Source organism: Delftia sp. 60 (assembly GCF_002754395.1).
In the GTDB taxonomy this organism is placed as follows: domain Bacteria; phylum Pseudomonadota; class Gammaproteobacteria; order Burkholderiales; family Burkholderiaceae_C; genus Comamonas; species Comamonas acidovorans.
Map to the genome: position 1 here is coordinate 6,167,871 of NZ_PEFD01000001.1, position 18,588 is coordinate 6,186,458.

The window sequence follows — 18,588 nt, forward strand, 5'->3', positions numbered from 1 at the left end:
GGCAGGCTCATCCGGCCAGGAAGCCGCCATCGGTCGCCAGGCAGTGACCGACCACAAAGGCCGCCTCGTCCGACATCAGCCAGACGACGGCCGTGGCCACCTCCTGCGGATGGCCCATGCGGCGCAGCGGCAGGCCCGCCGCCACGGCATGCATGTCGGCAATGCCCGAGCCCAGCATCATGTCCGTGACCACGCGGCCAGGGGCAACGGCATTGATGCGGATGCCGCGCGGCGCGTACTCCATGGCGGCGGCGCGGGTCAGCGACAGGGCCGCAGCCTTGGAGGCGCCGTACAGTGACAGGCCCGGGTTGGGATTGCGTATGCCGCTGACGCTGGTGTTGTTCACGATGGTGCCGCCGCCCGTGGCCAGCATGGCCGCCAGTTCATGGCGCATGGCGTGGAAGACCGCACGCACATTCGTATCGAAGACCTGGGAGAAGACCGCATCATCCTGCTCGGCCAGCGCGGCACGCCGCTCCTGGAAGCCCGCATTGTTGAAGGCCGCGTCCAGCCGCCCGAAGCGCGCCACGGCCTGCTCCACCACCGCCGCCATGTCCTCCTGCCGCGTTGCATCGCAGGCCAGGAAAAGGCCGTCTGCCCCTCGCTGCCGGATTTCCTGCTCCAGCTCCAGGCCCAGCTCACGGCGGCGCCCCGTGACCACCACGGCGGCGGCGCCCTCCTCGGCCATGCGCAGGGCGGTGGCCCGGCCTATGCCGCTGGTGGCGCCCACCACCAGGCAGACACGCCCCCGAAGCCGCCCCGATGGTGCAAGGGCCGGCAGGGGGCCGGCCAGTTCCAACTGACGCTGCTGCATGTCCATGGCGATGTTCCTTCGCAATTTGGTTGCATGGTACAACCAAATTGCGAAACATGCCAGGCAGCCAAACGCGTGTGCTCTCCGCCTAGACCGCCACCACCGGCAGCACGATGCGCGAGGCATGGCAGCCTCCCAGGTGCACGCTGTTGACCGCCACCTGCCTGGGCCCCGCACTGCCCTCGGGCGCGCCGGTGTTGGGGTTCACGTCGAAACGCGGGAAGTTGCTGCTGGAGATGTCCAGGCGGATGCGGTGGCCCTTGCGGAACAGGTTGGAGGTGGGCATGGGCTCGATGGTGATGGCCACCACCTCGCCGGGCGCCATCAGCTCGGGCTGCTCCCATGAGTTGCGGTAGCGGCAGCGCAGGATGCCGTCGGTGATGTTCATCGCATAGCCCTGCGGATGGTCGGCGCTGGGCGGGTACTGGTCGATGAGCTTGGCGGTGAAGTCCGTGTCGGGCGCGGACGAGGACACCTGCAGCTCGATGGTGATGGTGCCCGTGACCTCCAGGTCTTGCTGCAGCGGCTCGGTCTGGAACACCAGCACGTCGCCACGCTCGGACAGCGGGCCGTAGGGCGGGCGGGCGGCGAAGGTGCTCTCGTGCGTGACCTGGTCGTAGGCGCCTGCGAACATCAGCGGCTCGCCCGAGGTGATGGAGCCGCCCAGGGTGGGCACGGGGCAGGCCGGGTCGAAGCGGTAGCTGCGCACGCCCGGCTGCGGCGCGGGCTCGCGGGCCAGCCTGCCGTCGGCGTGCAGGTGCCAGGCCGTGGGCTGCGTGCCGGGCACGGGCCAGTGGTCGGCGCTGCGCCAGGCCCCGCCGTGGTCCAGCCGGCCCTGGGCCGTGCGCGCGCCCGATCCGCCGCCCATGCGGAAGTAGCGCACGGCGGCTTGCTGGCGCGCGGGCATGGGCCGGCCCTTGAGCCAGTGGTCGAACCAGGCCAGGCGCATGGCCACGTAGTCGTCGGCCAGTGCGCCGTCGAGCACGGCATCGGGCCCGAAATCCACATCGCCCGCATGCGGGACGCTGCGCTCGCCATGGGTCCAGGGGCCCAGCACCATGCGGACCCGGCCATCGCCGCGCGACAGGCCCAGGTAGTTGTCCGTGGTGGTCTGCGCATATGGGTCCCACCAGCCGCACATCAGCATCACGGCCAGGCCGTCGAAGGCGCCGTAGTGGCCGGCGGCGTACAGCTCGGGCTGGCGCCAGTAGTCGTCAAAGCTGCCGCGCTCCCACTGGCTGAACAGGTAGTCCTCGTACTCGGGCGCCCACTGCAGCGGCGAGTCGCCGCGCGACCAGGGCAGGCGCAGGCACCACTGGCCGATGTCGGCCTGCTCCAGCGCCTGGCGCGCTGCGGGCTCCAGGTGGTTGCTGCCGCTGCGCGCATTGCGCAGGGCCCAGACGGCCTGCTTCAGCTCGAAGGCACCGCCGTGGCGTATGCCGCCCCGGTAGGCATTCGCAAAGCCGCCGCATTCCAGGAACATGGCCTTGAGGCCCGGCGGCCTTTGCGTGGCCAGCGCAGTCTGCGTGTGCGCGGCGTAGGACAGGCCGTAGGTGCCCACGCTGCCGTTGCACCAGGGCTGCTCCATGATCCATTGCAGGGTGTCGGCGCCATCGTGGGCCTCGCCCAGGTATTTGGTGAACTGGCCTTCGGAGCCGAAGCGGCCCCGGCAGTCCTGCACGACCACGGCATAGCCTTCGCGCGCAAAGCGGGCCGCCACCTCGCCCCGGCGCATGGGAAGGAGGTTGGCCGCGCTGCGCTCGCGGCGCGTTTCCTCGTTCTTGCCGTAGGGCGTGCGCTCCAGCAGCACGGGCAGCGGGCCGGGATGGTGGGGGCCGAGGTTCTCGGGCAGATACAGGTCGGTGGCCAGGCGCACGCCGTCGCGCATGGGCACGACGAGGCTGTGGCGGACCACGCCGCCCAGGTGGGTGATTGATGTGTTGCTCATGCTGCTGGCGCTCAGTCGAGCTTGAGGTTGCGTTCCTTGACCAGCTTGGCCCAGCGCGCCGTGTCTTCCTGCATGAAGCGCGCCAGCTCCTGGGGCGTGGTGGGCGCGGGCTCGGCGCCCTGTGCCTCCAGAGACTTGGCCACTTCACGGTCCTGCAGCGAGCGCACCAGCGCGGCATTGACCTTGGCCACCACCGCAGGCGGCGTGCCGGTGGGCGCGAACAGCGCATACCAGATGTCGTATTCGAAGTCCTTGACGCCCGCCTCGGCCATGGTGGGCACCTGCGGCAGCGCGCGCGAGCGCGTGGCGCTGGCCACGGCCAGCGGCGTGAGCTTGCCGGCCTTGATCTGCAGCACCACGCTGGGCACGGCATTGATGCCCAGCTGCACATGGCCGCCCACCAGTTCGTTGACGGCGGGCGCGCCGCCCTTGTAGGGAATCTGCAGCATGCGCGTGCCCGTGGCGGCCTGGAACATTTCCATGGACAGATGGCCTGGCGTGCCGTTGCCGCTGGAGCTGTAGTTCAGCGCACCGGGGTTCTTGCGCGCCAGCGCCACCAGCTCCTGCACGGTGCTCACATTGAGGCTGGGGTGCGTGGTGAGGATGGGCACGTTGATCAGCACCCGCCCCACGGGCACGAAGTCGCGCGAGGGGTTGTAGGACAGCTTGCTGGACAGCAGCGGCGCCGTCACCATGCCCGAGCCCGCGCCCAGCAGCAGGGTGTAGCCATCGGCCGGCGCGGAAGACACCAGCTGGAAGCCATGCACGCCGGGGCGGTTGTCGATGACCACGGGCTGGCGCCACAGCTCGGACATCTTGCGGGCCACCACGCGCATGGCGGCATCGGCTGCGGCACCGGCGGGGAATGGCACGACGATGCGCACGGGCTTTTCCGGGAATTCGGCCGCATGGCCGGGCAAGGGCGCCAGGCCCAGCGCAAGGCCCAGTGCCAGGAAAGCCATGGACAGGAAGCGTTGGAAGTGGGTCATGGGAATCTCCATTCTTGATGCGGGTGTGCAGGACGGTCAGAAGTCATGGCGCACGCCCGCGCCGATGGCGCGCACGGCCACGTTGGGGCGGCTGGAGTCCACGCCGTCGTGGTCCACGAAGGCCTGCAGTTCGGTGCGCTTGGACAGCGCATAGGTATAGGCCAGCTGCTGGCGCCTGCGCTTGCCGGTCAGCGAGGTCTGCACGTCGCGCTGCATCAGGTTGAGCACCACGGCGTGTGCGCCATGGCGCAGCCGCGTGCCAAGCATCCAGTAGTCCACGTCGGCGCGCGAGACGCCGGGCTTGTGGTTGAAGCGGTCGCGGCCCAGCAGCACATAGGGCTCGATGGCACCAAAGCTGTAGCGCAGGCCCATCTGCCATTTGCTGTCGAACTCGTTGGCCAGCAGGCCCCCGGCGCGCGTGTCCTTGGCGTAGCCCAGGCCGGCCGTCCACGGGCCTGCGGCGTAGCTCAGGCCCAGGTCCAGCGATCTGGCGTCGTCCTCCAGCCCTGGGGCCTTGGCATCGCCGCGCAGGTAGTAGCGCGCACGGAACACCGTGCCGCCCCACGACGGGCTTTGGTAGCCCAGCGAGTTGGAGGTGCGGTTGCGCGCATTGAGCATGGAGGTGCCGATGGCCGTGGCCCCGGCGTCATTGGCCGCGAACGAGGTGATGCCCGTGACCTGCGAGTACAGCGGCGAGCCTGTGGGATTGGCCGAGTCCAGCCGGCCCAGGGCCACCGTGCCCAGGCTGCCGCGCAGTGCCACGTAGCTGTTGCGAAAGGCCGGCGTGGTCAGCGAGCCCGTGTCCGCATCCAGCCCCATCTCCATGCCGAACAGCGCCTGCAGGCCGCCGCCCAGCTCCTCCTTGCCGCGAAAGCCCAGGCGCGAGGCGTTGTCGCGCTCTTCCATGGTGGAGCCGGCATTGCCGGTCTTGAGGTGGTTCACGGTCAGCCGGATCTGGCCGTAGACCTGCATGTCCTGCGCATGCGCAATCGGGTGGCCCAGGGCCGCGATGGACAGGCTGCAGACGGCGGCAATGCTTGGCAGGGCCTTCATGGAATCTTGCTCCTTGTGTTGTGCGTGTTCTGACGCCGCCGATTCTCAGGAGCCCCCGCATCCACCACAACGGTATGACGGACGCGTATTACCCTATGCGATTCGTGATGCGCCGTGCGCGCCCCCGGCCACGCTGCCATCATGCAAGCACCGCCTGTACAACCCATGAATTTCAAGCAACTCGAAGCCTTCCAGGCCATCATGCTCAGCGGCTCCACCACGGGTGCGGCCGAGCGCCTGGGGCTGTCCCAGCCCGGCATCAGCCGCCTGCTGGCCCAGCTGGAGCAGGACCTGGGCCTGCGGCTTTTCATCCGCGAAAAAGGCCGCCTGGTGCCCACGCAGGAGGCCGAGGCCCTGCTGCACGACGCCCAGGTGCTCATGGATTCGGCCCAGTGCTTTCGCCGCCATGCCGAGCAGTTGCGGCTGGGCGGCTTCAAGCGCCGGCTGCTCAAGGTGGCCGTGCCCGGCACCCTGGCCACCTCGCTGATGCCGGCCATTGCCCACCAGTTCATGCAGGCGCATCCCGACGTGGTGCTGGAAGTGCTGTCGGGCTCCTATACCGAGACCGAGCGGGCCCTGCTGAGCCGCGACGCCGACATCGGCCTGGTGCGCCTGCCCATGACCATGCCCGGCCTGCGCACGCGGGCCTGCCTGGAGTCCGAGGCCGTCTGCATCATGCCCAAAGGCCATGCGCTGCAGGCGCTGGACGAGGTGACGCCGTCAGATCTGGTGGACGCCCCGCTGATCCTGCTGGGCCGCCAGCGCGAGATCCGCCAGGAGATCGACATGGCCTTTCGCCATGCGCGCGTGCAGCCGCGCGTGGCCGTGGAGGTGCATTCCGTGGGCGAGGCCTGCGCCCATGTGGCGCAGGGCCTGGGCGTGTCCATGGTCAACGGCCTGCTGGCCAGCTACTGCCAGCCCGGCGCCCTGTCCAGCCGCCCGTTCAGGCCGCGCATCCGCTACCAGCTGGCCATTGCCTCGCTGGAGGCGTCGGTGCCGTCGCCGCTGCAGGACACGCTGATCGCCCTGCTGGTCCAGGCCATCGTGGCCACCGGGCATGCCGCCCCGGTGGACGACATGCCGAAGGCCTGATGCCCCGGTGATGCCGGCCGCTCAGTGCATCCAGCGCTGGTGCAGCCAGCGCGCCGCATGGTCCAGCGCATAGCCCAGGGCGCCGATCAGCACCACGGCGGCCATCAGCTCCGAGTAGGCCAGGCGGTCGCGCGTGTCGAGGATGAAGTAGCCCAGGCCGGCCGATACGCCCAGCATTTCTGCGGGCACCAGCACGATCCAGATGATGCCGATGGCCAGGCGCACGCCCGTGAGGATCTGGGCCGTGATGCCGGGCAGCACCACGCGCAGCACGGTCTCGGTGCGCGTGGCCGACAGGCTGCGCGCCAGCAGCAGCCAGTTGCGGTCCAGCTGGGCCACGCCGGCCGCCGTGCTCAGCAGGATGGGCCAGACGGCGGCGAAGGCCAGCAGGAAGTACACGGGCGCGTCGCCCACGCCCAGCACCATCACGGCAATGGGCATCCACGACAGCGGCGAGATCATGCGCAGAAACTGGAACACGGGCGAGAACGCCTGCGAGAACCCGCGCGACAGGCCCACCAGCACACCCAGCGGCACGCCGACCACGAAGGCCAGCAGCAGGCCCACGGCCACGCGCTGCAGGCTCAGCAGGGTGTGCATCCAGATGTCGGCGCCCGTCAGCAGCTGGCCCAGCGCCTGCAGCGAAGGCCAGGGCGCGAAGGCCGCAGCCACGGGCGTGCTGCGCGCCAGCAGCGCGCCGCCCACCCACCACAGGGCCAGGACCAGGGCCGCGCCCAGCAGCGGCAATCCAATACGTCGCAACACCTGGCTCACACCACGATGGTTTCACGGCGCGAGAAATCGGCCGGAATGCCGAAGACCTGCGGGCCGCCCACGGCCTGGATGGCCTTGCGCACGAAGCGGTCGTCCACCAGGTCGGTGGCCGCGAACTTGGGCTCCAGCTTGTCGAGGAAGCGCGTGTCGCCCTCGACCTTGGTGGCCTTGATGGCGCGCACCAGCTGCTCGGTGTACGAGGGATAGGGATAGGGCTGGAAGTCGATGCGCCGCTGGTGCCAGCCCTTGTTGACGACCACGCCGCTGGCCTCGTAGCTGGCGTAGTCGGTGGCGGCCAGCACCTTGGACAGCGTCTGCTGCGGATGGGGCGTGTAGCGGCGCTCGCCGGTGCTCGACAGCAGGCGCGCGGCGGCCAGGCGGTTGTCGCGCGTCCACAGCTGGGCCTTGACCACGGCATTGGTCACGCGCTGCGCCCATTCGGGCTTGTCGGCGATATCGCGCTCGGCCAGGAAGGTGACGCAACAGGCGTGGTCCTTCCAGACATCGCCCGAGAAGCGCAGCATCTTGCCCACGCCCGCGATCTCGGCGGCGGCGTTGAAGGGCTCGGCCACGATGAAGCCCGCAATCGACTTGCCGGCCAGGGCCGAGACCATTTCGGCCGGTGCCAGCACGACGAGGTTGACCTCGTTGGCCGCAATGGCGCCGCCGCGCGCCCGCGTCACGGCCGTGAGACCGGCCTTGCGCAGCACGTCCTGCAGCAGGATGTTGTGGATGGAGTACCAGAACGGGATCGCCACGGTCTTGCCGCCCAGGTCCTGCACCTTCTGGATCTCGGGCAGCACGGTCAGGCCCGAGCCGTTGACGTGGTTCCAGGCCACGATCTTGGCGGGGAACTTGGCGCCGTAGCGCACCCACAGCGTGGAGGGCGTGAGCAGGTGGATGACGTTGACCTGGCCCGAGACGAAGGCCTCGACGATCTGGGCCCAGGAGCGGAACAGGCGCGGCGCCTCGGCCTTGAGGCCTTCGGCCTCGAACAGGCCGTTGCCGTGGGCCACCAGCAGCGGCGTGGCGTCGGTGATGGGCAGATAGCCGATCTTCACGGGCTGGTCATCGCCCTTGAAGGCCTGGGCGCGCGCATCGCCTGCGGCCAGCAGCGGCGCGGCCACCGAGGCCGTGGCCAGCGCGCCCAGGCGCAGCATGTCGCGCCGCGTGAGGCCGCAGCCGCAGTCCGACGAGGCGCAGATGTGGGTGTAGGAAGGGTGGTCCTGGAAGCTCATGCGAAAGACCTTTCAGAAGAGCATGGTTGAAGTCGAAGAAATGGCGGATCGGCAGGCGAGCGAGCGGGCAGGCAGGCAGGCAGGCAGGCGAGCCGGATCAGGCCTGGGCCGCATGGCGCACGCCGTGCAGGGCCGAGAGGATGTCCAGCCGCAGCGCGGTCACGGCGGCGGCCTGGTCCTCGCGCGGGCGCGCTATGTCCACGCGCCATTCGCGCACGATGTGGCCGGGCCGCCCGCCCATCAGCAGGATGCGGTCGCCCACGAGGATGGCCTCGTCGATGTCATGCGTGACCAGCAGCGCCGCCGTGTGCCAGCGGTGGACCACGTCCACCATCAGCTCCTGCATCTCGGCGCGCGTGATGGCGTCCAGGGCCGAGAACGGCTCGTCGGCCAGCAGCAGCTGCGGCTCGCGCGCCAGGGCGCGCGCCAGGGCCACGCGCTGGGCCATGCCGCCCGACAGCTGCGAGGGGTAAAGCGCGCCGCTGCCGCCCAGGCCCACGGCCTGCAGCGCCTGCTCCACGCGCTGGCGGCGGGCCTCGGCCTCCAGCTTCGGCTGGCGCTCGAAGTCCAGGCCGAAGCCCACGTTGCGCCGCGCGTCCAGCCAGGGCAGCAGGCTGGGTTGCTGAAAGACAAAGCCCGCGCGCGGGTGCGGCGCGGTCAGCGGCTGGCTGAGGAACTGGAGCTCGCCCCGGCTCCAGGCGCCGCCGTCCGGCGACTCCAGGCCGCCGAGCACGCGCAGCAGCGAGGACTTGCCGCAGCCGCTGCCGCCGAGCAGGCAGACGATCTCGCGCGGGGCAATGCTCAGGGAGATGTCCTCGAACACGGCCTTGCCGGGCGCATAGCCAAAGCCCGCGCCGCGTGCCTGCAGCACGGGCGCGGGAGCGTCAGGGGAGAAAGCTTCCGTCTGGGTCATGAACTGGTGGTTGCCAGGGCCGCGCCAGCCAGCGCACCCTGTAGCTGCGTGACGCTGGGCGTCACGATGGGGATGAAGGCCGCCTCGCGCCAACGGCGCGCGAATCCCAGCGGCTGGTCGCGATGATAAGCGCGCCCGCCGCTGGCGTGCAGTTCCAGCTGCAGGGACTGCTGCACGATGTCGTTCAATTCCAGGCGCAGGCGGAACAGGGCTTGAGGTCGGTCAAGAAAACGCCCGTCGGACAGGCCCGCATGCAGCGTGGCCGTGGCCAGTTCCAGCGCGTGGCGCTGCTGCTGCAGCGGGCCGCCCAGCACATCGCGCCCGGCGCCGGCACGGGCCGAGGCCGCCGCCAGCGAGGCGCGCGCCAGCCCGATGCACAGCCCCAACTGCAGGCCCATGAAGGCGGGCCGCACGCGCGGCAGGAAATGGTTGGCGTCGGCATGGATCACATCGGCCGGGCCGATCTGCAGCCCCTCGATGGACAGCGCCGCCGTATGGCTGCCGCGCAGCGCGATCAGGTCCAGGTCGGCGCTGCGCTGCAGGCCCGCCGCATCGCCGGGCAGCGCGGCCACGAAGGGCTTTGCACCGTCGCTGCGCGAGACGGCGACGGCCACCACGAAGCGACCCGGCGGCACCAGGTTGGTGGCCCAGGGCACGCGCCCGCGCAGTGCAAGGCCGTCGGCGCTGTCGGCGCCGACAGCGCCGACGGGCGTGGCCTCGACCTGCAGGGCCTCGATGCCGCCCAGGTACTTCATGGCGTTGGACAGGCCCGTGGCGCCCGCCTGCGTGCCTTGCAGCAGGCCCGGCAACCAGCGCTGACGCAGCGCCGCGTTGGGCGACTGCAGCAGGTATTCGACAAAGGCGCGCTGCGCCCAGAACACGAAGCCCGCCGTCAGCGAATGCCCGGCCACGCCGGCAATGGCCTCCAGCGCATCGCCCAGGCTGCCGCCCTGCCCGCCCTCGGCCACGGGCACGCCCAGGCCGAACAGGCCGTGCTGCGCCAGCCGGGGCAGCACTTCGTGCGCATGCGCAGGGCCTTCGTCCAGGGAGTCGGCATGGGCGTCCAGCCACTGCCGCAGCGAATCAGCCAGCATGTGCGTTCTCCTGCGGTTGTCGGAACTGTTCGGGCAGATAGGGCTGCAGCTGCGGGTTGACGGGGCTTTGCGCCAGGCTATTGGCAAAGTTGCACAGCGTGGCCAGGCTGATGCCCAGCACCACCTCCAGCGCCTGCTGCTCGCTCAGGCCTGCTGCATGGAAGGCGGCCAGGGCCTCGTCGGCCACGGCGCCGCGCGTGGCGATCACGGCTTCGGCAAAGCGGCGCACGGCGTCCAGGCGCGGCTGGCCGGTGTCGCGGCCGTCCTGCAGCGCCACCACCTCGGCCTGGGTCAGGCCGGCCTGCTTGAAGGCCAGCTTGGTGTGGCCGGCCACGCAGAAGTCGCAGCCATGGATGCGCGCCGCCGTGATCTGCACCACCTCGCGCTCGGCCAGCGTGAGCTGGGCGCGCGCGTTGATCTGGCCCACGGTCACATAGGTCTCCAGCGCCTGGGGCGAGTTGGCCAGGATGGCGATCAGGTTGGGCAGGAATCCGTTGCCGGCCAGGGCGCGCTCCACGAAGGGGCGGCTGGCTTCAGGAGCGGTTTGCGGGGTGTGCAGGGTCAGGCGTGCCATGGTGCTTTGCAGGAATGAAGGAATGCCTTCATGATCGGCCGCGCCCCCCTTGCCATCAATGCCGCCGCGTCGCGGATTTATGCCCGAACGTGTCAACCCGCAGGCAGATGCGGCGGGCCCGGATGGCGGCTCAGCAGCAGCGTGCCTGCGCGCGCTGCCAGGCGCCGGGCTGCTCGCCCATCACGCGCTTGAAGGCACGCGAGAAGGCCGCGTAGGACTCGTAGCCCACGGCCTCGGCCACCTGGCCTATGGCCTCGCCCTGGGCCAGCCGGCGCGCGGCCAGCTGCATGCGCAGCAGCAGCAGGAATTGCTGGGGCGGCTGGCCGCAGGCCTCGGCAAACTGCCGAAAGAACGTGGCGCGCGACAGGCACACGCGCGCGGCCATGTCGGCCACGCTCCAGTTGCGGGCCGGCTCGCGCAGCAGCTCGGCCACCAGCGGCGCAAAGCCCGGCCGGCGCAGCAGGCTCCAGATGCCGCGCGCCCGCGCATCGCCATGCGCCAGCTGGCGCAGGCCGTAGAAGAACAGCAGGCCCACCAGCCGGTCCATCACGGCCGAGGGCTCGGTGCCCGTGCGCTGCGCCTCGGCGCGCATCAGGTCGAACAGCATGGAGGCGCCGCTCATCGCATGGTCGTCGCCACGCAGCACCAGGTGGTCGGGGAAGGCATCGACCAGCAGGCCGCGCATGGGCCCCTCGAAGGTAAAGAAGCCGCAGGCCAGCGCCGTCTCTCCGATGCCGGCATCGCCAGTGGCGGGACGCATGGCCTGCGGGGCGCAGGCCATGTCCGGGTCGGCATAGGGCGAGATGAAATGCGGCACATCGCGCGAGAGGAACACGCCGTCGCGCGGCTGCAGCTCCACCGAGGGCTGGCCCGGCAGGTGCAGCCAGCAGCGCCCGTCCAGGATCAGGTGAAAGCTGGCCCGCGCGCGCCCCGCCGTGGAGGCCCGCCAGCGCCCGCAGTACTGCCCCACATGGAACACGCTGGCGCGCCATTGCAGGCCGTTGAGCAGGCCGTCGATGACGCGATCGACCTGCGCTTCGGCCGCGCTGTCGGGGACTGGGTCGGGTAGCACGGTGGTACAGGCCAGGCAGTGGAGGGAATGCGGCCGGCCAGTATCGCCACGATGCAGGCGCGGGGGAACGAATCTTTGGGCATATGCTTGTGCCGCAATCGATATCTGGATCTGCATCAAGGCCGCCCGGCCCGACCTTGGTCCGGTCGTGCCTCAGCGCTGGAAGCCCGAAGGCGGCACCCCGAAATGCCTTTTGAACATGGCCGTGAACGCGCTCTGGCTGGCGTAGCCGCAATCGAGGGCGATGTCGATGATGCGCTCGCCCGCCGCAATGCGGCCCAGCGCGAACATCAGCCGCGCCTGCTCGCGCCACTGGGCGAAGGGCATGCCGGTTTCCTTCACGAACAGGCGCTGCAGCGTCTTGGCGCTCACGCCCAGGCGCTGCGCCCAGTGTTCGGCGGTGGCGGTGTCGGCAGGCTCGCGCATCAGGGCCTCGCAGACCTGGCGCAGCCGCGCATCGGCGGACAGGGGCAGGTGCAGGGGCAGCACCTCGGCGGCGCGCAGCTCATCGACCAGCAGGTGCATCAGGCGCTCGTCGCGGCTGCCTTCGGCATAGTCCAGCGGCACGCCGACGGCGGCCACCACCAGCTCGCGCAGCAGGGGCGACACATTGACCACGCAGGTGCGCGCGGGCAGGTCCGCAAAGGCCGAGGCGTCGATGTAGGCCGTGCGCATCTTCACGTCGCCCGACATGCGCACATCGTGCTCGGCGTCGGCCTCTATCCACAGCCCCCGGTTGGGCGGCACCAGCCAGGAGCCGGAATGCAGCTGCACGGACATCACGCCTTCGATCGCATACAGCAGCTGGCCGCGCGGGTGGGAGTGCCAGCCCGTGCTGGTGCCATGCGCCCAGTTGGCCTCCATGGCGGCCATGGGGCGCCCGGTCTGGTGGTACTTGAGGTATATGCGCGGCAGTTCTGCGGCCATGGGGCTTCCCGTCCTGTACGGTTCTATGCGGTTCTATGCGGCTCTCTGTCCCGATCTCGACAATTGAAGTCAGTATAGAGAGAGACAGACGGGCACCAAACACCTATCTTCGGTCCCACGGCCCATTGACCTTCGTCAACGCCGGACCCTGACCGTGCCGCCCTGCGGGGCCCTTTCCTCCATGACAAGCAACACCACCACTCTTGGCGCCCCGGGCGAGCTGGGCGCGCCTGCAACGCATGCCCATCCGGCGCCCGCCCATCCAGCACCCAGCCATGCCGCGCAGGGCTTTTTGCTGCGCATCGTCGGCGCCGCCGCCTTTGCCCACCTGCTCAACGACCTGATCCAGGCCGTGCTGCCGGCCGTCTATCCCATGCTCAAGACGGAGTTCTCGCTGAGCTTCGCGCAGATCGGCTGGATCTCCCTGGTCTACCAGGTCACGGCCTCGCTGCTGCAGCCCTGGATCGGCCTGTACACCGACAAGCATCCCAAGCCCTACCTGCTGCCGCTGGGCATGGTGGTGACGCTGGTGGGTGTGGGCCTGCTGGCCCTGTCCACCAGCTACCCCATGCTGCTGGCCGCCGCGTCGCTGATCGGCGTGGGCTCGTCCACCTTCCACCCCGAGGCCTCGCGCGTGGCGCGGCTGGCCTCGGGCGGGCGATTCGGCACGGCGCAATCGACCTTCCAGGTGGGCGGCAACACGGGCTCGGCCATCGGCCCGCTGATGGTGGCGGCCATCGTCATTCCGTTTGGCCAGCACGCGATCGCCTGGTTCATGCTGGTGGCGCTGCTGGCCATCTGGGTGCTGCTGCGCATCACGCACTGGCGCCTGCACCACGCGCCGGCCAAGGTGGTGGCGGCCGGCCAGCATGCGCTGACGGCGCTGAACCGCTCGCAGGTCATCCGCGCGGTGACCGTGATCTGCGTGCTGATGTTCGCCAAGTTCGTCTACATCGCGGCCTTTGCCAACTACTTCACCTTCTATCTGATCGAGCGCTTTGCCCTGCCCGTGCAGCAGTCGCAGCTGTACCTGTTCGCCTTCCTGGCGGCCGTGGCGGCGGGCACCTTCGCGGGCGGCCCGGTGGGCGACCGCATAGGGCGCAAGGCCGTGATCTGGGTGTCCTTCCTGGGCGTGGCGCCGTTTGCGCTGCTGCTGCCGCATGCCGACCTGTTCTGGACGGCCGTGCTGTCCATCGTCATCGGCCTGGTCATGTCCTCGGCCTTTGCGGCGCTGGTGGTCTACGCCCAGGAGGCCGTGCCCGGCCGCGTGGGCCTGGTCTCGGGGCTGATGTTCGGCCTCATGTTCGGCATCGGCGGCCTGGGGGCCGCCGGCATGGGCAACCTGGCCGACACCCACGGCATCGTCTGGGTGTACAGCCTGGTGGCTTACCTGCCACTGCTGGGGCTGGCAACGGCCTTTTTGCCGGAAACGCGGGCCCGGCGACGCTGAGGCGCAGCCTCAATCCGGCTGTATGCCTGCCTGCCGGATCACGGCGGACCAGCGCGCCACCTCCTCGGCGATCTGGGCACGCGCCTCGGCAGGCGTGGTGAAGGTGGGCATGGCGCCCTGGGCGACCAGGGCGTCCTTCACTTCCTGCTGCCCCATCACCTCCTTGAGCGCGCCACTGAGCCGGGCGACGATGGGCGCGGGCGTGCCCGCAGGCGCCAGCAGGCCGAACATCGACGTCACCTCGAAGCCCGACAGCCCGGCCTCGGCCGTGGTGGGAATGTCGGCAATGGAGGGCACGCGCTGCGCCGTGGTCACGGCCAGGGCGCGCAGGCGGCCGCCCTTGATGAAGCCCTGCGTGGCGGGCAGGGTGTCGAACACCACATCCACCTGGCTGCCCATCAGATCGTTGAGCGCCGGCGTGCTGCCCTTGTAGGGCACGTGGGTCAGCGGCACGCCGGCCTGCCGCTTGAACAGCTCGGCCGCCAGATGCTGGGGCGAGCCATTGCCCGAGGAGCCGTAGTTCAGCCCGGCCGGCCGGCTTTTGGCCAGGGCGATGAACTCGCCCAGGCTGGCCGCCTTCACCGACGGGCCCACGGTCACCACCAGCGGCACGCGGCCCACCACGCCAATGGGCGCAAAGCTCTTGTCCATGGTGAAGCCTGCCGTGGACGCCATGAGCACGCTGTTGATGGAATGGCTGGTCAGCGCGCCCAGCAGCAGCGTATAGCCATCGGGCCGTTCCTTGGCCACGGCGGCGGCGCCCAGGTTGCCGGCCGCGCCCGCCCGGTTCTCCACCACCACGGGCTGGCCCAGCGCCAGCGAGAGTCTTTGCCCCACCACGCGCCCGATCACGTCGGTGGCGCCGCCGGGCGTGTAGGGAACGACCAGCTTGATGGGCCGGGCCGGATAGGCGCCGTCGGCCAGCGCGGGCGTGGACAGGCCTGAGCCCAGCGCCAGCGAGGCCAGCAGCGCCGCAGCCAGGGCGGCGCGCCGGTTGGGCGCATGAATGCGACGGATGCGGGATGCAGCAACAACCATGGGTGTCTCCTCCTTTTGTCTTGTGTCGGAAAAACATGCCCGGCACGCACACCGGGCACGGCTGCATGGTTGGTCAGATAGATTATTAATAATATAGGTGATAACGACGATAATAATCTGCGGCATCCGCCGCTATCCTGCCTCTCGACAAGGCAGCGCCTGCCTTCCGACCCGCCAAGACCCTCTGCAAAGCACCCCACCCATGACCGACCCCAAGACTCCCGATGGCGCTCCAGGCCATGACATCGCCCCCGCCGATGCGGCCACGGGCATCTCCAAGGGCCTGACCAACTACGGCGACCGCGGCTTTTCGCTGTTTCTGCGCAAGGCCTTCATCAAGGGCGCGGGCTATACGGACTCGGCGCTGCAGCGCCCCGTCATCGGCATTGCCAACACGGGCAGCAGCTACAACCCCTGCCACGGCAACGCACCCCAGCTGATCGAGGCCGTCAAGCGCGGCGTCATGCTGGCGGGCGGCTTGCCCATGGACTTCCCCACCATCTCGGTGCACGAAAGCTTCTCGGCGCCGACCAGCATGTACCTGCGCAACCTCATGTCCATGGACACCGAGGAGATGATCCGCGCGCAGCCCATGGATGCCGTCGTGCTCATCGGCGGCTGCGACAAGACGGTGCCGGCCCAGTTGATGGGCGCGGCCTCGGCGGGCATCCCGGCCATCCAGCTGATCACCGGGTCGATGCTCACCGGCTCGCACCGCAGCGAGCGCGTGGGCGCATGCACGGACTGCCGCCGCTACTGGGGCAAGTTCCGCGCCGAGGAGATCGACGCCGAAGAGATTGCCGACGTGAACAACCAGCTGGTGGCCAGCGTGGGCACCTGCTCGGTCATGGGCACGGCCAGCACCATGGCCTGCATTGCCGAGGCGCTGGGCATGACCGTGCCCGGCGGCGCCTCGCCCCCCGCCGTCACGGCCGACCGCATCCGCATCGCCGAGCAGACCGGCACCGAGGCCGTGCGCATGGCGCGCGAGCGCCTGACCATCGACAAAATCCTCACGCCCGCCGCCTTCGAAAACGCCATGCGCGTGCTGCTGGCCATTGGCGGCTCCACCAACGGCATCGTCCACCTGGCCGCCATCGCGGGGCGCATGGGCTATGACATCGACCTCAAGGCCCTGGACCGCATGGGCCGCGACACGCCCGTGCTGCTGGACCTCAAGCCCTCGGGCGATCACTACATGGAGGACTTCCACCACGCGGGCGGCATGGCCACGCTGCTGCGCGAGCTCAAGCCCCTGCTGAACCTGGACGCCCTCACGGTCACCGGCCGCACGCTGGGCGAAGAGATCGAGCGCGCCGGCCCCGGCTTTGCGCAGGACGTGGTGCGCCCGCGCTCCAACCCCATCTACCCGCAGGGCGGCATCGCCGTGCTGCAGGGCAACCTGGCGCCGGGCGGCGCCATCATCAAGCAGTCGGCCGCCCATCCCCGGCTCATGGAGCATGAAGGCCGCGCCGTGGTCTTCGAGAACGCGGCCGACCTGGCCCGCCGCATCGACAGCGACGATCTGGACGTGACGGCCGACGACATCCTCGTGCTCAAGAACATCGGCCCCAAGGGTGCGCCCGGCATGCCCGAGGCCGGCTACATCCCCATCCCGCGCAAGCTGGCCCGCGCGGGCGTCAAGGACATCGTGCGCATCTCCGACGGGCGCATGAGCGGCACGGCCTTCGGCACCATCGTGCTGCACGTCACGCCCGAGTCGGCCGTGGGCGGCCCGCTGGCCCATGTGCACAACGGCGACCGCATCACGCTGTCGGTGGCGCGGCGCGAGCTCACGCTGCAGGTCAGCGACGAGGAACTGGCCCGCCGCGCCCGGCTCCACCCGGTGACCGAGCCCACGGCCGAACGCGGCTACCGCAAGCTCTTTCTCACCACCGTGAACCAGGCCGACCAGGGCGTGGACTTCGACTTCCTGCGCTGCGCCACCGAACGCGGCACCATTCCCGGCCCGCGCGAATAGTCGGCGCAGGCGGTCAATTCGGACAAAATGGCGTTTTTGTCCCAACCGCCTGTCTTGATGGTCGCTGCCGCCTCACTGCCGATTTCCCTGGATGCCGAACCCGCCCCCGCAGCCGACGCCCTGGGCGCCATGGTGGCCGCGCTGGAAGAGGACGTGGTCTTCGGCCGGCTGCACCCGCGCGAACGCCTGGTCGAAGACGACCTCATGGCCCGCTTCGACGTCAAGCGCCACATCGCCCGCGAGGCCCTGGCCGCGCTGGACCGCATGGGCCTCATCGAGCGCCGCAAGAACGTCGGCGCCCTGGTGCGCTCCTTCTCCACCCAGGAAGTGCAGGAGCTGTACGAGCTGCGCGGCATGCTCGAAGTGGAGGCCGCCCGAAAGATCCCCCTGCCCGTGCCGGCCGAGAGGCTCGAACGCCTGACCTCCATCCAGCAGCAGCACGACGCCGCCGTGGCCGAAGGCAACGCGCGCCTGGTGTTCCGCATCAACCTGGCCTTTCACCAGGAACTGTTTGCGCTGGCGGGCAACGACACGCTGCACAAGGCCATCACCGAATACGCGCGCCAGACGCACCCCATCCGCTTCGCCTCCCTGGTCTCGGCCGACTACCGCGAGCGCGCACGCCAGGAACACTGGCAAATGATCGAAGCCCTGCGCGCCCAGGACCGCGACGCCCTGGTCCGCCTGTGCGCCGAGCACCTGCTGCCCTCGCGCGATGCATATCTGAATGCGCAGTTGCAGCGGTTGTAGGTGAAGTCCTTAGCTGGGCGGGCAGTGCAGCCCCTCAGTCCCGAGCCGTCCCCAGCCTCCCCCGGTACGCTGCAGGCGTCTCCCCGAACGTGCGCCGGAACAAGCCGATGAAGGCGCTGGCCGTGGCGTAGCCCAGGTCCAGCGCGATGTTCGTTACCGGCGCGCCGGCGGCCAGCATCTCCAGCGAGCGCATCAGCCGCGCGCGCTGGCGCCAGGCGGTGAAGCTGAAGCCGGTTTCCGAGACAAAGCGCCGGCTCAGCGTGCGCGAGCTGACGGCGGCCCAGCGTGCCCAGGCCTCCAGGTCGCGGGCATCGGCCGGGTCGGCGATCAGCGCGCGGGCGATGCGCTGCAGGCGCGGGTCGGCGGGCAGGGGCAGGCCCAGGGGCTCCACGGGCAGGGTGCGGATCTCGTCCAGGATCACCGCCATCACATGGGCGCGGGCCTGGACCGCCGAAGGGCCTGGTTGCACGGGCTGCGTTGTGGGCACGCCTTGCTGCCATCCCCAGCCGGCGGCGCGCAGCACGGCCTCGCGCAGCAGGCCCGAGGTGCGGATGGCGCAGGGCCGCTGCGGCAGGTCGGCGCAGGCCGGCTCCGCCACGTAGACGCTCCAGCCGTGGAAGGGACCATGGGAGCGGCCCGAATGCAGCTGGTGCGGCGGCAGCCACACGGCATGGATGGCGGGCACCACCCATACCGCGTCTTCCACGCCCACCGACAGCAGCCCGCGCAGCGAGCCGAACAGCTGGCCGCGCGCGTGCCGGTGCGGCTCGGAGGCCAGCTCCTCGTCCTGACTGCCCACGGCTGCGATCAGCACGGGGCCATCGGCACGGTTCACATGGCTGACCAGTTCAAGAATGGCATCGGGCATGGCGTCTTTGAGC

General features: G+C 70.0%; 17 protein-coding genes. 4 read left to right on the forward strand and 13 right to left on the reverse strand.

What is annotated here, in order from left to right:
- Positions 1 to 7 precede the first annotated feature (7 nt).
- From CLV01_RS27700 to CLV01_RS27715, 4 genes are all read right to left on the reverse strand, one after another.
- Positions 8 to 820: an SDR family NAD(P)-dependent oxidoreductase gene (locus tag CLV01_RS27700; protein ID WP_082848312.1), complete on the reverse strand. Its 813-nt coding sequence runs from the start codon at positions 818 to 820 to the stop codon at positions 8 to 10.
- Between the two features lie 82 nt (positions 821 to 902).
- Entirely contained in the window at positions 903 to 2,762 is a 1,860-nt protein-coding gene (locus CLV01_RS27705; protein ID WP_099732729.1) for a CocE/NonD family hydrolase, read from the reverse strand.
- Positions 2,763 to 2,773: 11 nt separating this feature from the next.
- Positions 2,774 to 3,751, reverse strand: coding sequence for a Bug family tripartite tricarboxylate transporter substrate binding protein (locus CLV01_RS27710; RefSeq protein WP_099735037.1), 978 nt, complete (start codon positions 3,749 to 3,751; stop codon positions 2,774 to 2,776).
- 36 nt (positions 3,752 to 3,787) lie between these two features.
- Positions 3,788 to 4,804 (reverse strand): porin, encoded by a 1,017-nt coding sequence (locus tag CLV01_RS27715; RefSeq protein ID WP_012207617.1) that lies wholly within the window; start codon positions 4,802 to 4,804, stop codon positions 3,788 to 3,790.
- Positions 4,805 to 4,969: 165 nt separating this feature from the next.
- On the opposite strand from CLV01_RS27715, the gene CLV01_RS27720 reads away from it, so the two are divergent.
- Positions 4,970 to 5,896: a LysR family transcriptional regulator gene (locus CLV01_RS27720; RefSeq protein ID WP_099732728.1), complete on the forward strand. Its 927-nt coding sequence runs from the start codon at positions 4,970 to 4,972 to the stop codon at positions 5,894 to 5,896.
- Positions 5,897 to 5,917: 21 nt separating this feature from the next.
- On the opposite strand, the gene CLV01_RS27725 is transcribed toward CLV01_RS27720, so the two are convergent.
- From CLV01_RS27725 to CLV01_RS27755, 7 genes are all read right to left on the reverse strand, one after another.
- Positions 5,918 to 6,670, reverse strand: a complete 753-nt coding sequence (locus tag CLV01_RS27725) for an ABC transporter permease (RefSeq protein WP_170962118.1) — start codon at positions 6,668 to 6,670, stop codon at positions 5,918 to 5,920.
- Positions 6,667 to 7,908, reverse strand: a complete 1,242-nt coding sequence (locus CLV01_RS27730; protein WP_047219193.1) for an ABC transporter substrate-binding protein — start codon at positions 7,906 to 7,908, stop codon at positions 6,667 to 6,669. The genes CLV01_RS27725 and CLV01_RS27730 overlap by 4 nt, the downstream gene beginning before the upstream one ends.
- A gap of 97 nt (positions 7,909 to 8,005) precedes the next feature.
- Complete coding sequence (locus CLV01_RS27735) at positions 8,006 to 8,821, reverse strand: ABC transporter ATP-binding protein (RefSeq protein ID WP_099732727.1); 816 nt, start codon at positions 8,819 to 8,821, stop codon at positions 8,006 to 8,008.
- Positions 8,818 to 9,915 carry an acyl-CoA dehydrogenase family protein gene (locus CLV01_RS27740; protein WP_013800534.1) on the reverse strand — a complete coding sequence of 366 codons (1,098 nt, stop codon included), beginning with the start codon at positions 9,913 to 9,915 and terminating at the stop codon, positions 8,818 to 8,820. Before CLV01_RS27740 ends, CLV01_RS27735 begins: the two co-directional genes overlap by 4 nt.
- Positions 9,905 to 10,489 (reverse strand): carboxymuconolactone decarboxylase family protein, encoded by a 585-nt coding sequence (locus CLV01_RS27745; RefSeq protein WP_016448373.1) that lies wholly within the window; start codon positions 10,487 to 10,489, stop codon positions 9,905 to 9,907. The genes CLV01_RS27740 and CLV01_RS27745 overlap by 11 nt, the downstream gene beginning before the upstream one ends.
- A 130-nt stretch (positions 10,490 to 10,619) precedes the next feature.
- Positions 10,620 to 11,561, reverse strand: a complete 942-nt coding sequence (locus tag CLV01_RS27750) for an AraC family transcriptional regulator (RefSeq protein WP_099732726.1) — start codon at positions 11,559 to 11,561, stop codon at positions 10,620 to 10,622.
- 153 nt (positions 11,562 to 11,714) lie between these two features.
- Entirely contained in the window at positions 11,715 to 12,488 is a 774-nt protein-coding gene (locus tag CLV01_RS27755) for an AraC family transcriptional regulator (protein ID WP_013800531.1), read from the reverse strand.
- 181 nt (positions 12,489 to 12,669) lie between these two features.
- Here CLV01_RS27755 and CLV01_RS27760 point away from each other — a divergent pair, with 181 nt between their 5' ends.
- A complete protein-coding gene (locus CLV01_RS27760) occupies positions 12,670 to 13,938 on the forward strand; it encodes an MFS transporter (RefSeq protein ID WP_063328454.1) in 1,269 nt (422 codons plus the stop codon).
- 9 nt (positions 13,939 to 13,947) lie between these two features.
- Here the strand turns inward: CLV01_RS27760 and CLV01_RS27765 are convergent, their stop codons facing one another.
- Positions 13,948 to 14,976: a Bug family tripartite tricarboxylate transporter substrate binding protein gene (locus tag CLV01_RS27765; protein WP_099732725.1), complete on the reverse strand. Its 1,029-nt coding sequence runs from the start codon at positions 14,974 to 14,976 to the stop codon at positions 13,948 to 13,950.
- A gap of 202 nt (positions 14,977 to 15,178) precedes the next feature.
- On the opposite strand from CLV01_RS27765, the gene CLV01_RS27770 reads away from it, so the two are divergent.
- Both CLV01_RS27770 and CLV01_RS27775 read left to right on the forward strand, forming a co-directional pair.
- On the forward strand, positions 15,179 to 16,957 hold the full coding sequence (locus tag CLV01_RS27770) for an IlvD/Edd family dehydratase (RefSeq protein ID WP_099732724.1): 1,779 nt from the start codon (positions 15,179 to 15,181) through the stop codon (positions 16,955 to 16,957).
- A gap of 57 nt (positions 16,958 to 17,014) precedes the next feature.
- Entirely contained in the window at positions 17,015 to 17,707 is a 693-nt protein-coding gene (locus CLV01_RS27775) for a GntR family transcriptional regulator (RefSeq protein WP_043821684.1), read from the forward strand.
- A 34-nt stretch (positions 17,708 to 17,741) separates the two neighbouring features.
- Here CLV01_RS27775 and CLV01_RS27780 read toward each other — a convergent pair whose 3' ends face one another.
- Complete coding sequence (locus tag CLV01_RS27780) at positions 17,742 to 18,575, reverse strand: AraC family transcriptional regulator (protein ID WP_099732723.1); 834 nt, start codon at positions 18,573 to 18,575, stop codon at positions 17,742 to 17,744.
- Between the last annotated feature and the right edge of the window lie 13 nt (positions 18,576 to 18,588).